Below are 19,183 nucleotides of genomic sequence, written 5' to 3'. Positions count from 1 at the left end.
GACCAGTTACGAATATATAGCATTCCAAATGCTATTTGAATTTTTGTTGATATTTAAGGTTGATAGTTGAAAAGTATCTAGATGAGAAAATTAAAGAATGAAGAATTGGGCAGATTGGATGTGAAGGAATTCAAAAACTCCGATAAAGTTCCCGTGTGTATTGTGTTGGACAATATACGTAGTTTAAACAATATAGGGTCAGTATTTAGAACCTCCGACGCTTTTCTTGTCGAAAAAATATACCTCTGCGGTATAACCGCAAAACCTCCACATAAGGATATACATAAAACAGCGCTTGGGGCAACCGAAAGTGTAGCGTGGGAATATGTTGAGGATATTATGGAACTCACGCAAGAGCTTAAATTACAGGGATATCGAAACATGGCGATTGAACAGACGGAAGGTGCAAGAATGCTCAATGAATTTAAACCAAATTTAACAGAAAGGTATGCATTGATTTTTGGAAATGAAGTAAAGGGAGTACAGCAGAAGGTGGTCGATGTTTGTGACACTGTTCTAGAGATACCTCAATTTGGGACCAAACACTCCTTAAATATTGCAGTAAGCGTAGGGGTCGTGATTTGGGATTTTTGGTCCAAACTGCAAAAATAAAAAAGCCCGGCATTGCCGGGCTTTGTGTATAGTTTGAGTTAGTTAGTTTCTCATTAGAGGCTACCAAGAAAGTAAAATCATTTCTATTGTGCAAGTAATTAGCCAAAATTGTGTTAATTCCTTTGTAGGAGAGCAAAGTCGGTGATGTGCTTTAATAGAGTTTGATAGTCTATCTTATTGTTGACAAAATCAAGGTTGGATACGTCTATAACCAATTGATTCTGTTTTGGATAGGTTTTTAGAAAGTCCAGATAGCCACGATTTATATTCTCTAGATATACTGCATCGATACGCTGTTCATAATCCCTACCTCTTTTTTTAATTTGTTCCAAGAGGCGCTCCGTTGTTTGGTACAGATAAACGTAAATTTTCGGTTTTTTGACCTCCTTGTACATGAAGTTGAAAATCTTACGATACAACGCAAATTCCTCTTTTTGTAAGGTTACTTTGGCGAAAATAAGTGACTTGAAGATGTCATAATCACTGACCATAAAATTCTTGAATAGATCAAATTGGTTGGTGTCATCGGTATACTGCTGATAGCGGTCCGCTAAGAAGGACATCTCGAGGGGAAATGCATAACGTGATTGATCTTTATAGAAATTGGGTAGAAAGGGGTTTTCCGCAAAACGTTCCAAAATCAATTTAGCATTAAAATCCTCTGAAATTTTAGTTGCTAAGCTGGTTTTACCCGCTCCAATATTACCTTCAATGGCGATGAATTGAGTATCGGAGAATAGCTCAACCTTATTTTTAAAGAGTTTAATCGGTAGTTTGGTCACTTCGCTTTTATCCCGGGTTTCTTGTAATAAATTCCTAGTATCCTTATTAACAATGGGGTGATAAAATTGGGGGGCAATATCGGCCAGTGGCTTAAGTACAAACTTTCGTTCCGCCATTCTGGGATGGGGAATGGTTAAAACGTCATTATCAATTACCTCATTTCCAAGATATATGATGTCAAGGTCAATAACTCTACTTTGATACCCCTCTTCAATAGACCTTACCCTACCCATTTGTTTTTCAATCTTCAGTAATTCTTGCAAAATAGAAGGTGCGGACAAGGAGGACTCCACCATGAGACATGCATTAAAAAAATCGGCCGATTCGAAGCCCCAAGAAGGAGTTTTGTAAACTGGAGAAACGGTAGTAACTTCTCCTATACGCTCTCCAATGTGGAAAATAGCATTTTGTAAGTTACTTTGTCTTTGGTTCAGATTACTGCCAATAGATAAATATAGGGTTTGAGTTTCAGACATAATATGAGGGCAAAATAACTAAAACAAATTCACATTAGTTATCTTTGCAGGCTAATAAAAATTGCTCTTGCATGAATTTTTTAAGAAACTTTTTGGCTGCTATTCTTGGTAGTTTGGTTGCCTTCGGAATTGTCTTTGTCATGTTCTTCATATTTATATCCCTTATAGGGAGTGGTGAGGATGCAGTAAATGTTAAGAACAATTCTGTTTTGGAGATTCAATTGCAACGCCCTATTGCCGATTATACAGGTAGTAGTGATATAAACCCCTTATCTGGCTTATTTGAGGAATCGCAAGGTCTTGATGAAATTTTACATGCCATTACGGTTGCTAAGGATGATGAGAGAATTAAAGGAATAAGTATCAACAACAATTTTTTACTGGCAGGGCTCGCGCAGACCCAAACATTGCGTAAAGTTTTAAAGGAATTTAAGCAGAAAGATAAGTTTATATATACCTACGGGGATTTTTATTCCCAGAAAGATTATTATTTGGCCAGTGTAGCGGATTCCGTATTTCTGAACCCAGTTGGGGTATTGGATTTTAGGGGGCTTTCTTCCGAAGTTTTGTACTACAAGGATTTACAGGAAAAAACAGGAGTAAAGATGGAGGTTATTCGTCATGGAAAATATAAAAGTGCCGTGGAACCTTATTTAGAAAATGAAATGAGCGAAGCGAACAGAACGCAAATCAAGGAGCTGATACAATCGCTATGGAATTCAATGATTTCCGATATTTCCGAGGATAGGGGGCTAACGGTCGATAATCTCAATATAATCGCCGATACCTTGGGTGGAAGGTTGCCAAGATATGCCAAACAAAACCAATTAATAGATGACATTCTTTTTTACGATGAATATGAGCGTAAAATAGCGTATGCTTTGTCCGAAAGTGAAAATGAGGATATTAATTATATTACGCTCGACGAATACACAAAATATTCCAGCAAGAAAGAGGTAAAGTCCGGAAAGGACAAAATCGCAGTAATTTTTGCACAAGGGGAGATATTTTATGGCGAAGGCGGACCGGATGTCATAGGTCAGGGAATAATCAATAAAGCCCTTATAAAGGCTAGAGAAGATGAAAAAGTGAAAGCCATAGTATTACGGGTTAACTCGCCTGGAGGAAGTGCACTTACGTCGGATATTATTTGGCGGGAAGTCGAACTCGCAAAAGCGGTGAAACCTGTGGTAGTCTCTATGGGGAATGTAGCGGCCTCTGGAGGGTATTATATTGCAGCAGGGGCTACTAAGATATTTGCGGAGCCAACTACTATTACGGGTTCCATTGGTGTATTCGGTACTATTCCGAATCTTCACGGGTTATCTGAAGAAATAGGCATAAATGCAGAGCAGGTGGGAACCAACAAAAATTCCATAGAATACTCATTTTTTGAACCGATGAGTGAAACATTCAGAAATCAGGTTCAGGAAAGTATAGAGGATACCTACCAAACTTTTTTGGCTCGAGTTTCTGATGGAAGAAATATGTCTATGGCTCAAGCGGACAGTATTGCCCAAGGTAGAGTTTGGAGTGGTGTTGATGCAAAACGATTAGGATTGGTAGATGAATTGGGAACCTTAGAGGATGCAATCGAAGAGGCAGCTATTTTGGCGGAGATCGAAAGTTATGGAATTAGAAAATATCCTAAGTACAAATCCGGATTCGAAAGATTTATGGAAGATATATCCGGTGCGGGGGCAAAAGCTAAGGATAACCTAATAAAACAAGAAATTGGCGAAGAGGCCTACAAGGTTTTAAAGGAAGTGAAATCCTTTATGAACCAAAAAGGGGTTCAGGCAAGAATGCCCTTCATCCTGAACATAGATTAACATGCTTCACAAGGACAAATTAATTGCCCGAAGAATTTACCTGTATTTAGGGGCGCTGTTTATTACCTCCTTGGTGGTTTCCAATCTTATATTTCAAAAATTTTTCTATTGGCAACCGTTCGGGGATGTACGTATTTTTGGAGCCCCATTGTTCGAGATATCCGTTGGGATTCTACCCTATCCCGTTACCTTTTTGATTACGGATTTAATTTCGGAAATTTTTGGAAAGAAAAAAGCGAATCAAATTGTTGTAGCCGGAATTTTTGCATCATTTTTTTCTTTACTTATTGTCTATACGGCCAACGGTGTACCCGCAACGGTCTGGTCTCCTGTAAATAATGAACTCTTTACATCGGTATTTGGAAATACCATTATTGCTGTTTTTGCCTCTATGATGGCCTATTTATTAGCGCAATTTGTAGATATACAGATTTATCATTTCTGGAAAAACCTTACTAAGGGTAAATATTTATGGTTACGTAACAACTTTTCAACTTTTTCGTCTCAGCTAATCGATACCTTTACCGTGGTGTTACTACTGTGTTCTTTCGGCGAAATCCCATGGGATCGTTTCACGGGTCTGGTAATCAGCGGATTTATTTTTAAGATAATTATAGCACTTCTAGACACTCCTTTCCTCTATTTCTTCGTATATATAATGAGGAAACGTTTTAAGTTAAGCTTAAATCAAGAAATTGATTTGGACGCATAATATTAAGACCAATTTCCTGTTTTAAGAGTATCAATGTTCTTGTATGAAATACCCAATTGTAAAAAGGTAAAAAACTATTGGCATTCACCCATGAACATTGGGCTCGATAATACAAATCGACATTGAAAAAATAACAAATAGGAGTACATGAAAAAGAAGGTTTTAAAGATAGTTGGAATAGTACTGTTACTGGTTTTAGGACTACTTGTGGCAATCCCGTTTTTTCTGGAAGCCAAAATAGGAGATATAATCAGAAATAATGTTAATAATTCCGTCAATGCCACATTGGATTTTTCCGATGCTGATTTAAGTCTGATCAGTAGTTTTCCCAATGCTGAGGTAAGTTTAAAGGATGTAAGCCTTATAAACAAAGCGCCATTTGAGGGGGACACCCTTTTCGCATCCCAGGAAGTTTCTTTATCCATGGGAATTATGCAATTATTCAAATCCAGCGGCGATCCTATTTCCATTACAAAATTGAAGGTAGAAAATGCCTTACTACATATTAAAGTTGATGAAGATGAAAATGCCAATTATGATATAGCCAAAGCCGCAGAATCTGTAACTGCTACGGAACCTTCTGCAGCGGATGGATTTACGTTCAATATGGAATCCTATGAAATAAACAATTCCAAAATATTATATGATGACTTTGCTACTGGTATACACTTGGAAGTTTTGGAAATGAGCCATTCGGGAACCGGAGATTTATCCTTGGAAAATTCAGAATTGGATACCCATACAGATGCCTTGGTTTCCTTTGAAATGGATAGCACTAATTATCTAAATAAAAATAAGGTCCAATTGGATGCTTTGATTGGGGTTGATTTGAACCAAAATAAATATTCGTTTTTAAAGAACAAAGCTCTTGTAAATCAACTACCCTTGGTTTTTGAAGGGTTCGTAAAAGTGAACGAGGACAGCCAGGAAATGGATATAAGTTTTAAGACACCTTCTTCTGATTTTAAAAATTTCTTGGCCGTAATCCCCGAAACATATTCCAAAAATATTTCTAATGTCACTACAACTGGGGATTTTATGGTGCAAGGGAATTTTAATGGTGTGGTGGACGATACGCATATTCCAAAATTTAATATCAAGATAAATTCAAATAATGCATCTTTTAAGTATCCGGACCTTCCCAAAGCCGTCAAGAATATTTTTATTGATGTGGTGGTGAATAATACGACGGGAATCGCTGAAGATACTTATTTGGATATTAATAACGCCTCGTTTATGATTGATGATGATCGGTTTAACTTGACATCTAAAATTACCGAGTTAATGGGTAATACCCGTGTTAATGCCCATGTGGACGGAAAAATGAACTTGGCCAACTTGGAAAAAGCTTATCCTGTACCTGCCGGCCTTAGTCTAAAAGGATTGTTGAACGCGGATATAACAACGGCCTTTGATATGGCCACCATTGAGCAAAAACAATATGAGAATACCAAGACAGCGGGGCAAATGACCCTAACTGGATTCGAATATAACTCGGAGGAGATACCTAATCCGGTAGTCTTGAATTCGACCTCTGTTTCTTTTAACCCTAAAACGGTTACGTTGAAAGAAATGAAAGGGGCTACTGGTAATACCGATTTTCAAGTAACGGGTACTATAGATAATTTTTTGGGATACCTTTTTAATGATGAAAATATTGAAGGTAATTTCAACTTGGTCTCCAACACTTTCGCTTTGAATGATTTTATGGTCGATGAGAGCGACACATCTTTGGAAAATACTTCTAGTGGCTCACAGGAATCGACCGAAAAGATAAAAATACCATCTTTCTTGGATGCCAATTTTGCTGCTTCCGCCAATACCGTGATTTATGATAATATCACCCTTAAAAATGTAAAGGGAAATTTAAAGATCAAGGATGAAAAAGCGACCTTAAGTAATATGACATCCTCTTTATTTGATGGTAAGGTTGCCTTTAATGGTGAAGTTTCTACCAAACAGGATACTCCAACTTTTGCTATGAAATTGGCATTAGATCAATTGGAACTGAAAGAAAGTTTTGAAGCCCTCGAATTATTTCAAGTCTTGGCTCCAGTGGCTCGAATTCTCAAAGGTAAATTGAGTTCCGACATTTCTTTGTCAGGTAACCTAACGGATGATTTTACTCCGAACCTACTTTCATTGACTGGTGATATTTTAGCGGATATCGTTACTAGAGAAATTAGTGCGGAAAAGGCACCGGTATTATCGGCCTTGGATTCTAAACTGGATTTTATCAATTTGGAAAAACTAAACCTCAGAGAACTAAAGACCAAGTTATCTTTCAAAGATGGATTAGTGTCCGTAAAACCTTTTACCATTAGTTATCAGGATATTAAAATTAATATAGACGGTAACCATACCTTCGACCAAAAAATGGATTATAAGGCCACGATGCAGGTGCCTGCAAAATACCTTGGAAAGGATATTAATAATTTAATCGCAAGGATAAACGATAGTGCTTTGGATAGTCTTACTATTCCTGTTACGGCCAATATTGGAGGTGTTTACAACAGCCCAAATGTTTCTACAGATTTAACTTCTGGTATAAAAAACCTGACGAACCAACTGGTTGAAATTGAGAAACAGAAATTGGTAAACAAAGGGAAAGAGAAGGCCAAAGATTTGATTGGAGGTATTTTATCTAATTCAACTAAGAAGGATTCTACCGGCGGTGATAATAACAAGCCTGGGGCAAAAGAGGTGTTGGGAGGAATACTCAAGGGCAGTAAAAATACCGATTCAACAAGGGTCAAAACAGATACGGTTACGACAACTCCAAAGAAAGAGGAAGCAGTAAAAGAAGCCGCTAAGGATGTTCTAAAAGGATTATTTGGAAAGAAAAAAACGGAAGCTGAAACCAAAAAGGATACAGTTAATTAATTGTAAGGCCAACGTAGTAGCCTTCGCTTCCCCGAATATTGAATACCGTATTGTCCTCAAAGATGAGGTACTGTCCCTTAATTCCCTTAAGTGTGCCCAAGTACTCGGGATTTTTATCCAGATTTAGACTCTTTACTTTTTCTGGAAATTGTAGTACAGGAAATTCTAAATTGGTTTCCGTATTATTTTCAATGAAATAGGGGAGTGCCTCTTTGGGAATATAGGACTTTAATTTATTCCGCCATGATACCAAATCTTGATCTTCTATAGTATTGGTCAACATTTTACGCCAGTTGGTTTTATCCGAAACATGGTCTTTTAAGGCCACCTCCGTAATTCCTGCAAGATAGCGATTGGGAACCTCTACAATTTCTATGGCCTCATGTGCTCCTTGGTCGATCCAACGTGTGGGTATTTGTGTTTTTCTGGTAACTCCAACCTTTATATTGCTAGAATTCGCCAAATAAACTATATGGGGTTGCAACTGAACTTTCTTTTCATACTCCAAATCGCGGTCCTCCTTACCTAAATGTGCTGTGCTCAACTCTGGTCGCATTATCCAGTCTCCTGCAGATGGTATGTCAAAAAAGCAGGACTTACAAAACCCTTGGCGGTATATAGGCCTATCATTCCCACAATTTAAGCATTGATGCTTTATCAGCTCAATCTTTAATTGGTTGTTCAGGACTTGGTTCATATTCAGATAATCAGATTCAAATACCAAATAATATTGAATGGGACTTCCAATTTCAGTTTGCATTTTTCGTAGAACACCCTCGTACTGCATAGTTGAACGCTATTAATATTTCAATTTGAAAATGATAGGGATATGACCTATTTTTAGGCGTTAAAGATACCCAAAAATGTCCATTCCACTGTTTAACTCTATTGCCTCTTGGCTGCTTAAAAAGCGCTATCATCAGATAGAACTTTTTTTAAAGTATCCAGAGGAAGTGCAAGAAGAGGTCTTATTAAACCTTTTGGAGTTTGCAGAGGATACCGAAATTGGACGTCAATATGATTTTGAAACGATTAATAACTATTCCACGTTCAAGGAACGTTTACCCGTAGTCTCCTATGAGGAGTTTGAACCAATAATAGAGCGGACTAGAAAAGGGGAGCAGAACTTGTTCTGGCCCACAACCGTAAAGCTCTTCGCTAAAAGCAGTGGAACTACGAATGCCAAGAGTAAGTTCATTCCTGTGAGTTCAGAGGCATTGGAAGATTGTCATTATAAATCCGGGAAGGATTTACTTTGTTTGTATTTGAATAATAACGAGAATTCGCAGCTTTTTACGGGCAAGAGTTTGCGGTTGGGAGGTAGCAAGGAACTATACGAGGATAATGGTTCATTCTTTGGAGATCTATCCGCCATATTAATAGATAATATGCCCTTGTGGGCGGAGTTTAGTAGTACACCCAGTAACAGGATTTCCCTGATGAGTGAATGGGAAACAAAATTGGATGCTATAATTAAGGAGAGTATAAAAGAAAATGTAACGAGTTTAGCGGGAGTACCTTCTTGGATGCTGGTTTTGTTGAACAATGTACTTCAGGAAACCGGAAAGGATCATCTTTTTCAGGTTTGGGAAAATCTCGAGGTTTATTTTCATGGTGGGGTAAGTTTTAGTCCATATAAGGAACAATATAAAAAGTTGTTGCCTAGAAAAAAATTCAGGTACTACGAGATTTACAATGCTTCGGAAGGGTTTTTTGCGATTCAGGATAGAAATAACGCAGATGATCTTTTATTAATGTTAGACTATGGCATTTTCTATGAATTTATTCCAATGGACGTTTATGGTAGCGAACAACAAGACTGTATTCCTCTTTGGGATGTGGAATTGGGTAAAAATTACGCAATTATCATAACTACGAACTCGGGATTATGGCGGTATAAAATTGGTGATACGGTACGCTTTACTTCCAAAAGCCCCTATAGAGTTAGGGTTACAGGAAGAACTAAACATCATATCAATGTCTTTGGGGAGGAGTTGATTATTGAAAATGCAGAGGAGGCCCTTAAGATGGTTTGTTTAAAGACCAATACCGAAATTAAGGATTATACTGCTGGGCCAGTTTTTATGGATGGTAAGGAGAAGGGATCTCACGAATGGATTGTAGAATTTAGGAAATCACCTAAGGATTTAAACTATTTCACGGAATTATTTGATAATGCCCTTAAATCCTTGAATTCGGATTATGAGGCAAAGCGTTATAACAATATTACATTGGAAATGCCTAAGATTCATATGGCACGAGAAAATCTTTTTTACGATTGGTTAAGAATAAATGATAAGCTTGGTGGACAACATAAAATTCCAAGACTATCCAATAAACGGGAATACATAGAAGAACTCCTTCGCATGAATGGTTAAAATGCATATCTTGATTGGAAATATGGTTATTAGTGACGGCTATTTTCAATTTTTTAATGATTGCAGGTGTAATTCAAGGCTTTGTTTTCAATATAGCTACATTTTCTTCTCGCAGGAAAATTGAAAACCCCATTTTATTTCTCAACCTATTTATTTTTTTTCTTTCATTGAACAACCTTCAGTCATGGTTAAGGGATAAAGGGTTTTTGTTTAATGAGGATTACTGGGGGCATTTTACAATTCCTTGGTATGTCTTGATAGTTCCTATGTTCTATGCTTTTTTGATTTACTATCTTGAGTTGGAAAGTAAAAGATGGCCCTATTTAAGATTGTCGTTGACCCTCTTTGTAGTGGAATTAATAACAAGGTCAGTTGTTTACTATTTATTGGGCAATGGAGCGATTGCCCAGGAATTTGCCTCTTTATATGATTCCTTAGAGGACACGGTTACTTTTTCCTATTCTTTATTTTTGTTTGTAAAAGCAATACGACTTATTTACAAATATCAAGGACTTTACCCGGATATTCTTGCTTATGATGATTTAAGGTGGGTGAAAAAATTTATGTTCTTGGGTGGTGTTGTTTTTGCCCTTTGGTTGTTGTCCATATTTTGGAATATTACGGGAATTGTTCAAAAACCCTATAGCTTTTATCCGCTCCGATTAAGTTCGTCTTTATTAATTTATTGGGTGGGCTATCAAGGTTTCTTTAGATATACGATGTTAAAAAATAGGATAGTACTACGAAAGGAAATCAGGAAAAAATCAAAATCTACTTTTGATCAAGGCTACAAAATGTTTGCTAATTCCCGCACAAGCAGGGGAGCCGAAACCTTTAGCAAGGTAAAAAGCCATATCCTAAAAGAGCAACGTTATTTAGACCCCTATTTTAGCTTGGAAAAATTGGCAGAAGAACTTGATATGAGCGTTAGCGGTTTATCCAAAATAATAAACACAAATTCGAATACAAATTTTTCAGATTTTGTAAACGCGTTTCGAGTGGCCCAAGTAAAGGAGCTTTTAGCCTCCGACGATTTTTCGGAATATACCATTGCGGCGATTGGTTTGGAATGTGGGTTTAATTCCAAATCCACATTTTATTCCGCGTTTAAGAAAAATACCGGCATTACCCCTGTACAATATAAAAGTCAACAACGGTAATGCTTTAAAACACTGTCCGAATTTCTTTGATTTAGATAATTCTGGACAATTAGTTTTGTCTGCTTTCTAGTTTTGTACCTATAATTTATGGTTGATCGTTATGAAAACTAAATTGATGTTATTAGTTGTCGTATTGTTATTGCAAAGTTGTTTTACTTATAAAAAACTGGAACTGAATCAAGAAGAACTCATAACTGGGGATAGATATAAGTTGAAACATGTGGAATATGGTAAGTTTAAAAAAGGTAGGGTGCTTAGTGTTAAAGACAGTATTATAACCTATATAACTTCAAATGGAAAAATTATCGAACTTAGAAGGGACGGAATCCAAGAAATTAAAAAAGGAAAGTTTTCCCTTGGGAAGACCATAGTATTATCTACAACGGCAACGGTCGGAGTATTCGGAGCATTATGGCTGGCAATCAATGGATCCGGCTTGGCAATTGGAGGAGATTGGTATAATTAATAATTATTCTTCGTGCTTGTTTGTTCGTTGATTTAAATGGTTGCTTAAAAAATGCTTTAATGGACTACGTCGAAGATTTGTAGCTACTAAACAAATAAATGATGGTTTGTCACGTTAATTAAGCAATTTGAAGGTAATGTTCCCAAACTATTAATTTACAAAACTATAATTATGGCTGAAAAACTAGTAATTGTCTCGGATATGTGGGGCACAAAAAAGGGCCTTTGGATTACTTCATATTTAGGTTATCTACAACAGTATTTCGATATTACTTTTTATGATAGCCAACAATTGGCGAATTTAGATTTACCGGTGCAAACTGGAAAAAACGTCCATGAAGCTTTTATAAATGGGGGTATTGATACAGCGGTTGCCCACTTATTGAAAAAGGAAAAAACTCCTTGTTATTATTTAGCTTTTAGTACAGGCGGTACTATTGTTTGGAAAGCTGCCCTAAAAGGATTGAAGGTTAAATCACTATTTTCTGTTTCTGCTACCAGAATTAGGCTTCAAGAAGAAAAACCAAATGTTCCATTCCATTTAATATATGGGGAAAAGGATATTAATAAACCAAGTGATACTTGGGCCAATAAGGTAGATGTTGAATTGGATTTAATTCCCAACTACGGACACACGCTATACACGGATGAAAAAATAATTAAAGATGTATGTCTTTCTTTATTAAAACAAGTTACTACGATTTCTATACCAGAACCAGTAGAAAAAAAGGCAGTTTAAGAAACTGCCTTTAATTTTTTCACCGTCTCGTACGAAAGTTTTTGCTCTGCATATGGTTTGGTAACCTTAAACTCAGACTCATCCGTACTTGGCATTTCAAACATGGCATCTGTAAATATAGCCTCACAAAGAGATCTTAATCCCCTAGCGCCAAGTTTGTATTCAATGGCTTTTTTAACAATATAATCCAATGCCTGATCCGTAATGGTAAAGGTAATGTCATCCATTGCAAACAGTTTTTCGTACTGTTTGATAATGGCATTTTTAGGTTCGGTAAGTATGGCCCTCAAAGTTTTTTCATCTAGAGGATTCATATGGGTTAAAACAGGAAGCCTTCCAATAATTTCTGGTATAAGGCCAAATTCCTTTAAGTCTTTTGGTATAATATATTGAAGTATATTGGTTTCATCCAGATTTTCATCTGCCTTTGAAGCACTGTAACCAACGGCTTGCAGGTTAAGTCGTTTTGTTATGGCTCTTTCGATTCCATCGAAGGCACCACCAGCAATAAACAATATATTCTCTGTATTTACTTCAATAAATTTTTGGTCAGGATGTTTTCTTCCACCCTTAGGCGGTACATTTACAGTAGTACCTTCTAATAGTTTTAGTAAACCTTGTTGAACGCCTTCACCGGATACGTCACGGGTAATCGAAGGATTGTCGCTTTTGCGGGCAATCTTGTCTATCTCATCGATGAAAACAATACCACGCTCTGCTTTTTCAAGATTATAATCGGCCGCTTGGAGTAACCTTGTTAAGATACTCTCTACATCTTCACCAACATAACCAGCCTCTGTAAGTACGGTAGCATCTACAATGGCTAAGGGTACATTGAGCATTTTGGCTATGGTCTTGGCCATAAGGGTCTTTCCGGTTCCGGTCTGACCTACCATTATAATATTGCTCTTCTGTATTTCAATATCGTCCTCCTTGGAAGAAGGTTGTAATAATCTTTTGTAATGATTATATACGGCTACGGACATTACCTTTTTTGTTCGTTCCTGACCAATGATGAAAGTGTCAAGAAACTCCTTGATTTCCTGAGGTTTCTTAAGGGTAAGTTCCGAACTAAGGTCGTTTGTTTTGGTTTGTCTCGATTCCTCTGCCACGATACCGTGGGCCTGCTCAATGCATCTATCACATATGTGAGCATCCAAACCAGCGATTAAAAGATTGGTTTCTGGCTTTTTCCTTCCACAAAACGAACATTCTAAATTTTCCTTTGCCATATAATGATTAATCTAACCAAAAAACTAACGTATTATAATTCTTTTTGGTTCAATAAAACAATTAAATTTCTAGTAATTGGTCGAAATTATTCTTTATCCCTTACTAAAATCTCGTCAATCATCCCATATTCAAGCGCAGCATCAGCTTTCATCCAATAATCGCGATCACTATCTTCATGAATTTTTTCAATGGACTGTCCTGAATGTTTCGAAATGATTTGATAAAGTTCTTCCTTTAATTTTAGGATTTCCCGTGCTGTAATCTCTATGTCACTTGCCTGACCTTGAGCTCCGCCTAAAGGTTGGTGTATCATTACCCTAGAATGGGTTAATCCACTTCGTTTTCCTTTTTCGCCTGCACAAAGAAGCACAGCTCCCATGGAAGCCGCCATACCAGTACAAATAGTGGCAACATCAGGTTTGATAAATTGCATGGTGTCATATATACCTAAGCCGGCATAAACACTACCTCCCGGGGAATTAATATAAATTTGGATGTCCTTGGAAGCATCTGCACTTTCCAAAAATAATAGTTGTGCCTGCACTATATTGGCCACCTGATCATTGATTCCAGTTCCCAAAAAGATAATCCGATCCATCATTAATCTCGAAAACACATCCATTGCAATGGCATTAAGCTGTCTTTCCTCGATAATGTTTGGAGTCATATCCACAGGATACATGCTACTCATTATCTTATCGTAGTACATACTGTTGATACCTTGATCTTTTATGGCGTATTTTTTGAATTCTTTTCCGTAATCCATAAACTCTTAATCGATTTTTTAGTAGTAAAAAAAGGTGCCGAAAAATGGATTTCCGGCACCGTAAAGATACTTAATTTATTGTTTGAATGTTATCCGTAAACTTCTTTCACAAAGTTATCATAGGTAACTTCTTTTGTCTTTAGGTTTCCTTTTTCCTTATAAAGTTCCAATAACTTCTGGCTCATAAGTTGTTCGGATAAACGTTTTACTTCGTCTTGGTTTCCTAAAACCCTTGCAGCAATATTATCCAATTCTTCTTCTTTAGGGTCTAATTGTCCAAATTGCGCCATTTGAGATTTTATAAATCCCTTTGCAAACTCTTTCAATTCATCAAATTGAACCTGAAGATCGTTATCCTTGATTATCTTACCTTCAATAAGTTGGTAGCGTAATCCTTTTTCCGACTTTTCATACTCTTCGCTGGCTTCTTCAGGAGATAACTGCTTATCACCTGTCATTTGAATCCACTTGGTCAAAAATCCAGTAGGAAGTTCAAACTTTGTATTTTCAATATAATACTCCGTTACGTCATTCAATAATTTTTGATCGGCCTGTTGTTCAAATTGCTTTTCCGAATCTTCAGCAATACGTTCCCTTAATTCTTTTTCGGATTTTACGGTATCCTTTCCAAAAAGTTTATCAAAAAGCTCCTGGTTTAAATCAGCAGGCTCTCTTTCATTTATTTCCTTAATCGTGAAAGTAACTTCGGTGTTCAAGTTTTCAGCCTTATCTCTGGCAATTCCCAAAACACTGGCAAGCAAATGGTCTTCTTTCAATAGGCCTTTGGTCTTTAAAGTAACTACGTCACCCACTTTTTTACCTAAAAGGCTTTCAATGGCTTTTTTACTTTTAAGCTTATCCATTTCAAGAAGGGCCTGGTTGTCTATCTCCTCCTCTTCATTGGTAAAAGTACCTGAAACTTCATCTTTTTTCCCAACTTCCTCTTTGTTTACTAATTTTCCATATTGCTTTTGGATTCGCTCCACCTGCTCGGAAATCATTTTTTTGTCAGCAACAATTTTGTAATGGGTAATGGCTTTTTTAGTTTTTAAAGGAACTTCGAACTCAGGTGCCAGTCCTAATTCAAATTCAAAATCCAATTCGTCCTGGTCCCAATCAAAATCATCTTTTTGTTTGGGTAGAGGATTTCCAAGTACGTCTAATTTTTCCTCGGTCAAATATTTGTTCAGGTTGTCTTGAAGTAATTTGTTTACTTCGTCTACCAAGACAGCTTTTCCATATTGCTTTTTAATTAGCCCCATAGGTACTTGCCCTTTTCTAAAACCGGGTATGTTGGCCTGTTTTTTGTAGTCTTTAAGGATAGTGTCCACCTTATCTTGATAGTCTTCCTTTGTGATAGCAACTTTAACAACGGCATTTAAATCGTCTATCTGTTCTTTTGTAATATTCATTCCTTCGTATCTTCTTGATTACTTTAATAAAACGGGAGGCAAAATTACTTTATTTTCTTATGTTGAACAAGTTTTTAAAGGGCTGAATTTCAAATAATAACTGGTTATTTATCCTCCTTAAGTAGCGAAAATAGAATTGATTGCAAAAAAGACAGTAAAAGACTAAAAAGCAGGGCCCACCAAAGGCCGTCAACATTAAAACCACCTATTAAATTATCGGCTAATAATATGATTAGAGCGTTGATAATCAGCAGAAAAAGACCAAAGGTGACAATGGTTACCGGTAAGGTAAGGATGACCAAAATGGGCTTTACTATAAAGTTTAAAAGACTTAGTACAATTGCGACTATAATGGCCGTAACATATGAGTCGACGGATACATGTGGAAGAAAATTAGCCAAAAGAACAACCGCTAAGGCGCTCAAAAGTATTCGGATGATCATGTTCATGGTACAAAAATTTAGATTCTTTTAAAGATAGAAAATTAAATGGTTTAGAGCTAAGCGGACCTTGCGATCGTTCTTTGTTATTGTTGAAAAAAACGTAATGATTTTTCAAAGAACTGTGTTGGATTTTCAGCATGTAGCCAATGCCCTGCATTTTCAATAACTTCTATCCTTGCATTTGGGAAATGTCTTTTTATTTGTGCGGTGTCAGCCTCAGAAACATATTCCGATTTGCTACCCTTTAAAAAAAGTGTAGGCCCGTTGAAGCTTTCCGAGCTAGAGATATTTTCCCCAATCTCTTCCATTTTGTCGCTCAATACTCGCAAATTCATCCTAAGACCAAATTTCTTGTCCTTGGTTCTGTATAGGTTTTTTAACAAAAATTGACGCACACCGAAGTTCTCCAAATACCTTCCCAATTGTTGGTCTGCATCACTTCTACTTTTTATACTGTTCAGGTCAAGACTATTCAAGGCATTTAATATGTCTTGATGATGTGGAGGATAATACCTAGGGGCAATATCAGCCACCAATAACTTTTTGGTTTTTTCCGGATAGGAACAGGCGAATTGCATAGCTGTTTTACCACCCATAGAATGACCGATTATTGTGGCCTTATCGATTTTTTTATCGTTGAGATAATCCAATAGGTCTTTTGCCAATAGGTCATAATTAAAATCTGCTGATTGGAAACTTCTCCCATGATTTCTTTGATCTAATAGATGTACTTCAAAACCATTTTCTGCATACTGGGTGCCCAAGGTTTTCCAATTGTCGGACATTCCCAAAAAGCCATGTAAAATACAAAGTGGTTCTCCTGTGCCTATAATGTTAGAGTATAAAATTGGGTTCATTTCAATTTGTTTAAATACATGTTTACAACATTGTCTAACCCGAGGTACAAAGATTCGCATATTAAGGCATGTCCAATGGAAACTTCTAAAAGACCGGGAATATTCTCACTGAAAAATTGAATATTTTCTAAACTCAAATCATGACCTGCATTAATGCCAATATTAAGTGAGTTTGCCATTTTAGCAGCTTCAATAAAAGGCTTTATGGCCATTTCTTTATTTGAGGAATATCCAGTTGCATAACTTTCGGTATATAGCTCAATTCTATCGGTTCCTGTGGACTTTGCTCCTTTAACCATTTGCTCATCTGGATCTACAAATATGGAGGTTCTTATTCCGGCGTCCTTAAATTTGGATATGACTTCCCTTAGGAATTCTTGATGCTTAATTGTATCCCAGCCAGAATTGGAGGTAATGGCATCCACCGCGTCTGGCACCAAAGTTACTTGGTCGGGTTTTACTCCTAAGACCAATTCAATAAATTTAGGATTGGGGTTTCCTTCAACATTAAATTCAGTGGCAACAATTTTTTTTAAATCTCTGGTGTCACGATATCTAATATGGCGTTCGTCCGGTCTTGGATGAACCGTTATTCCTTGGGCACCAAATCTTTCAATGTCCGAGGCAACCTTTAATAAATTAGGTACATTTCCACCTCTGGCATTTCTTAAGGTGGCTATTTTATTCACATTAACACTTAGTTTCGTCATATTATCGATTACTTAGTAAAAGGACCCCAAAAATACGAATAAGGCACACCTTTTGATATTATTAATTGTAATTTTGCGTTATAATCTCGGATATGAATATTCAACAACATATTATTTCTAACATCCCAACTTTTGACGTTCAAGTGTCATGTAGTGAGGTTATGGAGTTTTTCAAGGAAAACACCTATTCCCATGTTGCTATCCTTGAGAAGGATAGGTTTTTAGGGGTTTTTTCCGAAAATGATATGGACGTAGTTCCCATTGATTCAAGGATCGATGAATATAGGTATGACTTAGAAACATTTTTTGTTCGGAGGGAAACGAGTTGGTTGGACGTTCTGGAAGTATTTGCAAGAAATGAAGCAAATCTACTTCCTATTTTGGATAAAGCCGAAAAGGTAATAGGTTACTATGACTTAACGGATATCGTTTCTGTTTTTATAAATACACCTTTCTTTACGGATCCTGGCAATATTTTGGTCGTAGCCACTGGGGTAAAGGATTATTCATTTAGCGAAATAGCGCAAATCGTGGAAAGTAATAATGCAAAATTGATTGGTGGCTTTATTACTGACATGCAGAATGATGTGGTACAAGTTACCATTAAAATAAGTACTTCGAATTTTGACAAGGTTGTACAAACCTTTAGAAGGTATAATTACCATATAATCTTTGGAAATAGTGATGACCAGTTTTTGGAAGATTTAAAAAATAGGTCGGACTATCTGGATAAGTATCTAAATGTCTAGTATGAAAGTCGCCATTTACGGTCAAACTTATCAGGATAATGCCTTTGATTACGTAGAGGAGCTTTTGGATGAACTTGATAAGGTAAAATCCGAAGTCTTTATCGAGAGGGATTTCCATCAATTATTTAAGGAAAAGAAAGACTCGGTTTCCTATCCAACATTTACATCAGAGCGTGGATTAGATCATACCTTTGATATGTTCGTAAGTTTTGGGGGTGACGGCACAATTCTTAGGGCAACTACATTTGTTAAGGATTTGGGTATACCCATAGTTGGTGTAAATACAGGTAGATTAGGTTTTCTTTCTACATTTAAAAAAGAGGATGTTAGGAAGGTAATTCAGGAATTTGAAAAAGGTGATTATAGTATAATTGAAAGAAGCTTGGTCCAGATACATGCGGAAGCTTTGGATGTCGAGTTTGGTAGCTTAAATTTTGCTTTGAATGAAATCACGGTGAGCAGAAAGGATACCACTTCCATGATAACTGTTGAAACTTTTTTAAATAATGAATACCTCACTTCGTATTGGGCTGACGGTTTAATTATTTCGACCCCAACGGGCTCAACGGGATACTCATTAAGCTGTGGTGGTCCGGTAATTATACCCACTGCAAAATCCTTGGTATTAACGCCTATTGCTCCTCATAATTTGAATGCCAGGCCTTTGGTTATTTCCGATGATACGGAAATTAGGTTAAGGGTTTCAGGCCGCGAGGATAACCATTTAGTTTCATTGGATTCAAGAATAGCATCCCTGGAGAATGGACATGAGATAACCATAACCAAAGCGCCTTTTACTATCAAAATGATAGAATATACTTCTGAAAGTTTCTTGAAGACACTCCGAAATAAATTATTATGGGGAGAGGACAGAAGAAATTGAGCTTTCCTTTAAACAATATTTGCCATTAAAAACTGTTTACCTTTTGAGAACAAATTTTTGGGGTTATTATCTATAGATAATTGGCTGTAT

18 protein-coding genes are annotated in these 19,183 nt (G+C 36.7%); 10 read left to right on the top strand and 8 right to left on the bottom strand.

From position 1 onward, the window contains the following. Positions 1-81: 81 nt before the first annotated feature. Complete coding sequence (locus PP182_RS01200) at positions 82-612, top strand: RNA methyltransferase (protein ID WP_272649500.1); 531 nt, start codon at positions 82-84, stop codon at positions 610-612. 113 nt (positions 613-725) lie between these two features. On the opposite strand, the gene folK is transcribed toward PP182_RS01200, so the two are convergent. Then, complete coding sequence (gene folK, locus PP182_RS01195) at positions 726-1,871, bottom strand: 2-amino-4-hydroxy-6-hydroxymethyldihydropteridine diphosphokinase (RefSeq protein WP_272649499.1); 1,146 nt, start codon at positions 1,869-1,871, stop codon at positions 726-728. A gap of 71 nt (positions 1,872-1,942) precedes the next feature. Here folK and sppA point away from each other — a divergent pair, with 71 nt between their 5' ends. From sppA to PP182_RS01180, 3 genes are all read left to right on the top strand, one after another. After that, on the top strand, positions 1,943-3,703 hold the full coding sequence (gene sppA, locus PP182_RS01190) for a signal peptide peptidase SppA (protein WP_272649498.1): 1,761 nt from the start codon (positions 1,943-1,945) through the stop codon (positions 3,701-3,703). 1 nt (position 3,704) lies between these two features. Further along, entirely contained in the window at positions 3,705-4,415 is a 711-nt protein-coding gene (locus PP182_RS01185) for a queuosine precursor transporter (RefSeq protein WP_272649497.1), read from the top strand. A gap of 147 nt (positions 4,416-4,562) precedes the next feature. Continuing rightward, complete coding sequence (locus tag PP182_RS01180) at positions 4,563-7,298, top strand: AsmA-like C-terminal region-containing protein (RefSeq protein ID WP_272649496.1); 2,736 nt, start codon at positions 4,563-4,565, stop codon at positions 7,296-7,298. Here the strand turns inward: PP182_RS01180 and PP182_RS01175 are convergent. Next, positions 7,291-8,085, bottom strand: a complete 795-nt coding sequence (locus PP182_RS01175) for a DUF2797 domain-containing protein (protein WP_272649495.1) — start codon at positions 8,083-8,085, stop codon at positions 7,291-7,293. The genes PP182_RS01180 and PP182_RS01175 overlap by 8 nt on opposite strands. Before the next feature lie 76 nt (positions 8,086-8,161). On the opposite strand from PP182_RS01175, the gene PP182_RS01170 reads away from it, so the two are divergent. The 4 genes from PP182_RS01170 (at position 8,162) to PP182_RS01155 (ending at position 12,040) form a co-directional block, all read left to right on the top strand. Beyond that, positions 8,162-9,676 (top strand): GH3 auxin-responsive promoter family protein, encoded by a 1,515-nt coding sequence (locus PP182_RS01170; protein ID WP_272649494.1) that lies wholly within the window; start codon positions 8,162-8,164, stop codon positions 9,674-9,676. A gap of 14 nt (positions 9,677-9,690) precedes the next feature. Next, entirely contained in the window at positions 9,691-10,836 is a 1,146-nt protein-coding gene (locus PP182_RS01165; RefSeq protein ID WP_272649493.1) for a helix-turn-helix domain-containing protein, read from the top strand. A gap of 115 nt (positions 10,837-10,951) precedes the next feature. Further along, positions 10,952-11,302, top strand: a complete 351-nt coding sequence (locus PP182_RS01160) for a hypothetical protein (protein WP_272649492.1) — start codon at positions 10,952-10,954, stop codon at positions 11,300-11,302. Between the two features lie 171 nt (positions 11,303-11,473). Further along, on the top strand, positions 11,474-12,040 hold the full coding sequence (locus PP182_RS01155) for an alpha/beta hydrolase (protein ID WP_272649491.1): 567 nt from the start codon (positions 11,474-11,476) through the stop codon (positions 12,038-12,040). Here PP182_RS01155 and clpX read toward each other — a convergent pair. The 6 genes from clpX to PP182_RS01125 all read right to left on the bottom strand — a co-directional run bounded on the left by clpX (position 12,037) and on the right by PP182_RS01125 (position 17,461). Next, positions 12,037-13,272, bottom strand: coding sequence for an ATP-dependent Clp protease ATP-binding subunit ClpX (gene clpX / locus PP182_RS01150; RefSeq protein ID WP_272649490.1), 1,236 nt, complete (start codon positions 13,270-13,272; stop codon positions 12,037-12,039). The two genes, PP182_RS01155 and clpX, sit on opposite strands and share 4 nt — an antisense overlap. Positions 13,273-13,358: 86 nt before the next feature. Further along, positions 13,359-14,039 (bottom strand): ATP-dependent Clp endopeptidase proteolytic subunit ClpP, encoded by a 681-nt coding sequence (gene clpP / locus PP182_RS01145; RefSeq protein ID WP_272649489.1) that lies wholly within the window; start codon positions 14,037-14,039, stop codon positions 13,359-13,361. Between the two features lie 89 nt (positions 14,040-14,128). After that, the gene (gene tig / locus PP182_RS01140) at positions 14,129-15,451 is read right to left on the bottom strand and encodes a trigger factor (RefSeq protein WP_272649488.1); all 1,323 of its coding nucleotides are present in this window, start codon (positions 15,449-15,451) and stop codon (positions 14,129-14,131) included. 104 nt (positions 15,452-15,555) lie between these two features. Continuing rightward, positions 15,556-15,900, bottom strand: a complete 345-nt coding sequence (locus PP182_RS01135; protein WP_272649487.1) for a phage holin family protein — start codon at positions 15,898-15,900, stop codon at positions 15,556-15,558. A 77-nt stretch (positions 15,901-15,977) separates the two neighbouring features. Continuing rightward, positions 15,978-16,751, bottom strand: a complete 774-nt coding sequence (locus tag PP182_RS01130; RefSeq protein ID WP_272649486.1) for an alpha/beta fold hydrolase — start codon at positions 16,749-16,751, stop codon at positions 15,978-15,980. Next, entirely contained in the window at positions 16,748-17,461 is a 714-nt protein-coding gene (locus tag PP182_RS01125; RefSeq protein WP_272649485.1) for a pyridoxine 5'-phosphate synthase, read from the bottom strand. Before PP182_RS01125 ends, PP182_RS01130 begins: the two co-directional genes overlap by 4 nt. Before the next feature lie 92 nt (positions 17,462-17,553). Here PP182_RS01125 and PP182_RS01120 point away from each other — a divergent pair, with 92 nt between their 5' ends. Continuing rightward, entirely contained in the window at positions 17,554-18,210 is a 657-nt protein-coding gene (locus tag PP182_RS01120; RefSeq protein ID WP_272649484.1) for a CBS domain-containing protein, read from the top strand. Between the two features lies 1 nt (position 18,211). Beyond that, positions 18,212-19,093, top strand: a complete 882-nt coding sequence (locus PP182_RS01115; RefSeq protein WP_272649483.1) for an NAD kinase — start codon at positions 18,212-18,214, stop codon at positions 19,091-19,093. Positions 19,094-19,183 lie beyond the last annotated feature (90 nt).

It is taken from the genome of Maribacter sp. PR1, from assembly GCF_028464145.1.
Classification (GTDB): Bacteria; Bacteroidota; Bacteroidia; order Flavobacteriales; family Flavobacteriaceae; genus Maribacter.
This window is presented reverse-complemented; position numbering and strand designations above follow the sequence as displayed.

Excerpts from the sequence above, each read along its gene's own strand:
- PP182_RS01200 (WP_272649500.1), top strand. The coding sequence starts at position 82 with ATGAGAAAATTAAAGAATGAAGAATTGGGCAGATTGGATGTGAAGGAA.
- folK (WP_272649499.1), bottom strand. The coding sequence starts at position 1,871 with ATGTCTGAAACTCAAACCCTATATTTATCTATTGGCAGTAATCTGAAC.
- sppA (WP_272649498.1), top strand. The coding sequence starts at position 1,943 with ATGAATTTTTTAAGAAACTTTTTGGCTGCTATTCTTGGTAGTTTGGTT.
- PP182_RS01185 (WP_272649497.1), top strand. The coding sequence starts at position 3,705 with ATGCTTCACAAGGACAAATTAATTGCCCGAAGAATTTACCTGTATTTA.
- PP182_RS01180 (WP_272649496.1), top strand. The coding sequence starts at position 4,563 with ATGAAAAAGAAGGTTTTAAAGATAGTTGGAATAGTACTGTTACTGGTT.
- PP182_RS01175 (WP_272649495.1), bottom strand. The coding sequence starts at position 8,085 with ATGCAGTACGAGGGTGTTCTACGAAAAATGCAAACTGAAATTGGAAGT.
- PP182_RS01170 (WP_272649494.1), top strand. The coding sequence starts at position 8,162 with ATGTCCATTCCACTGTTTAACTCTATTGCCTCTTGGCTGCTTAAAAAG.
- PP182_RS01160 (WP_272649492.1), top strand. The coding sequence starts at position 10,952 with ATGTTATTAGTTGTCGTATTGTTATTGCAAAGTTGTTTTACTTATAAA.
- PP182_RS01155 (WP_272649491.1), top strand. The coding sequence starts at position 11,474 with ATGGCTGAAAAACTAGTAATTGTCTCGGATATGTGGGGCACAAAAAAG.
- clpX (WP_272649490.1), bottom strand. The coding sequence starts at position 13,272 with ATGGCAAAGGAAAATTTAGAATGTTCGTTTTGTGGAAGGAAAAAGCCA.
- clpP (WP_272649489.1), bottom strand. The coding sequence starts at position 14,039 with ATGGATTACGGAAAAGAATTCAAAAAATACGCCATAAAAGATCAAGGT.
- tig (WP_272649488.1), bottom strand. The coding sequence starts at position 15,451 with ATGAATATTACAAAAGAACAGATAGACGATTTAAATGCCGTTGTTAAA.
- PP182_RS01135 (WP_272649487.1), bottom strand. The coding sequence starts at position 15,900 with ATGAACATGATCATCCGAATACTTTTGAGCGCCTTAGCGGTTGTTCTT.
- PP182_RS01130 (WP_272649486.1), bottom strand. The coding sequence starts at position 16,751 with ATGAACCCAATTTTATACTCTAACATTATAGGCACAGGAGAACCACTT.
- PP182_RS01125 (WP_272649485.1), bottom strand. The coding sequence starts at position 17,461 with ATGACGAAACTAAGTGTTAATGTGAATAAAATAGCCACCTTAAGAAAT.
- PP182_RS01120 (WP_272649484.1), top strand. The coding sequence starts at position 17,554 with ATGAATATTCAACAACATATTATTTCTAACATCCCAACTTTTGACGTT.
- PP182_RS01115 (WP_272649483.1), top strand. The coding sequence starts at position 18,212 with ATGAAAGTCGCCATTTACGGTCAAACTTATCAGGATAATGCCTTTGAT.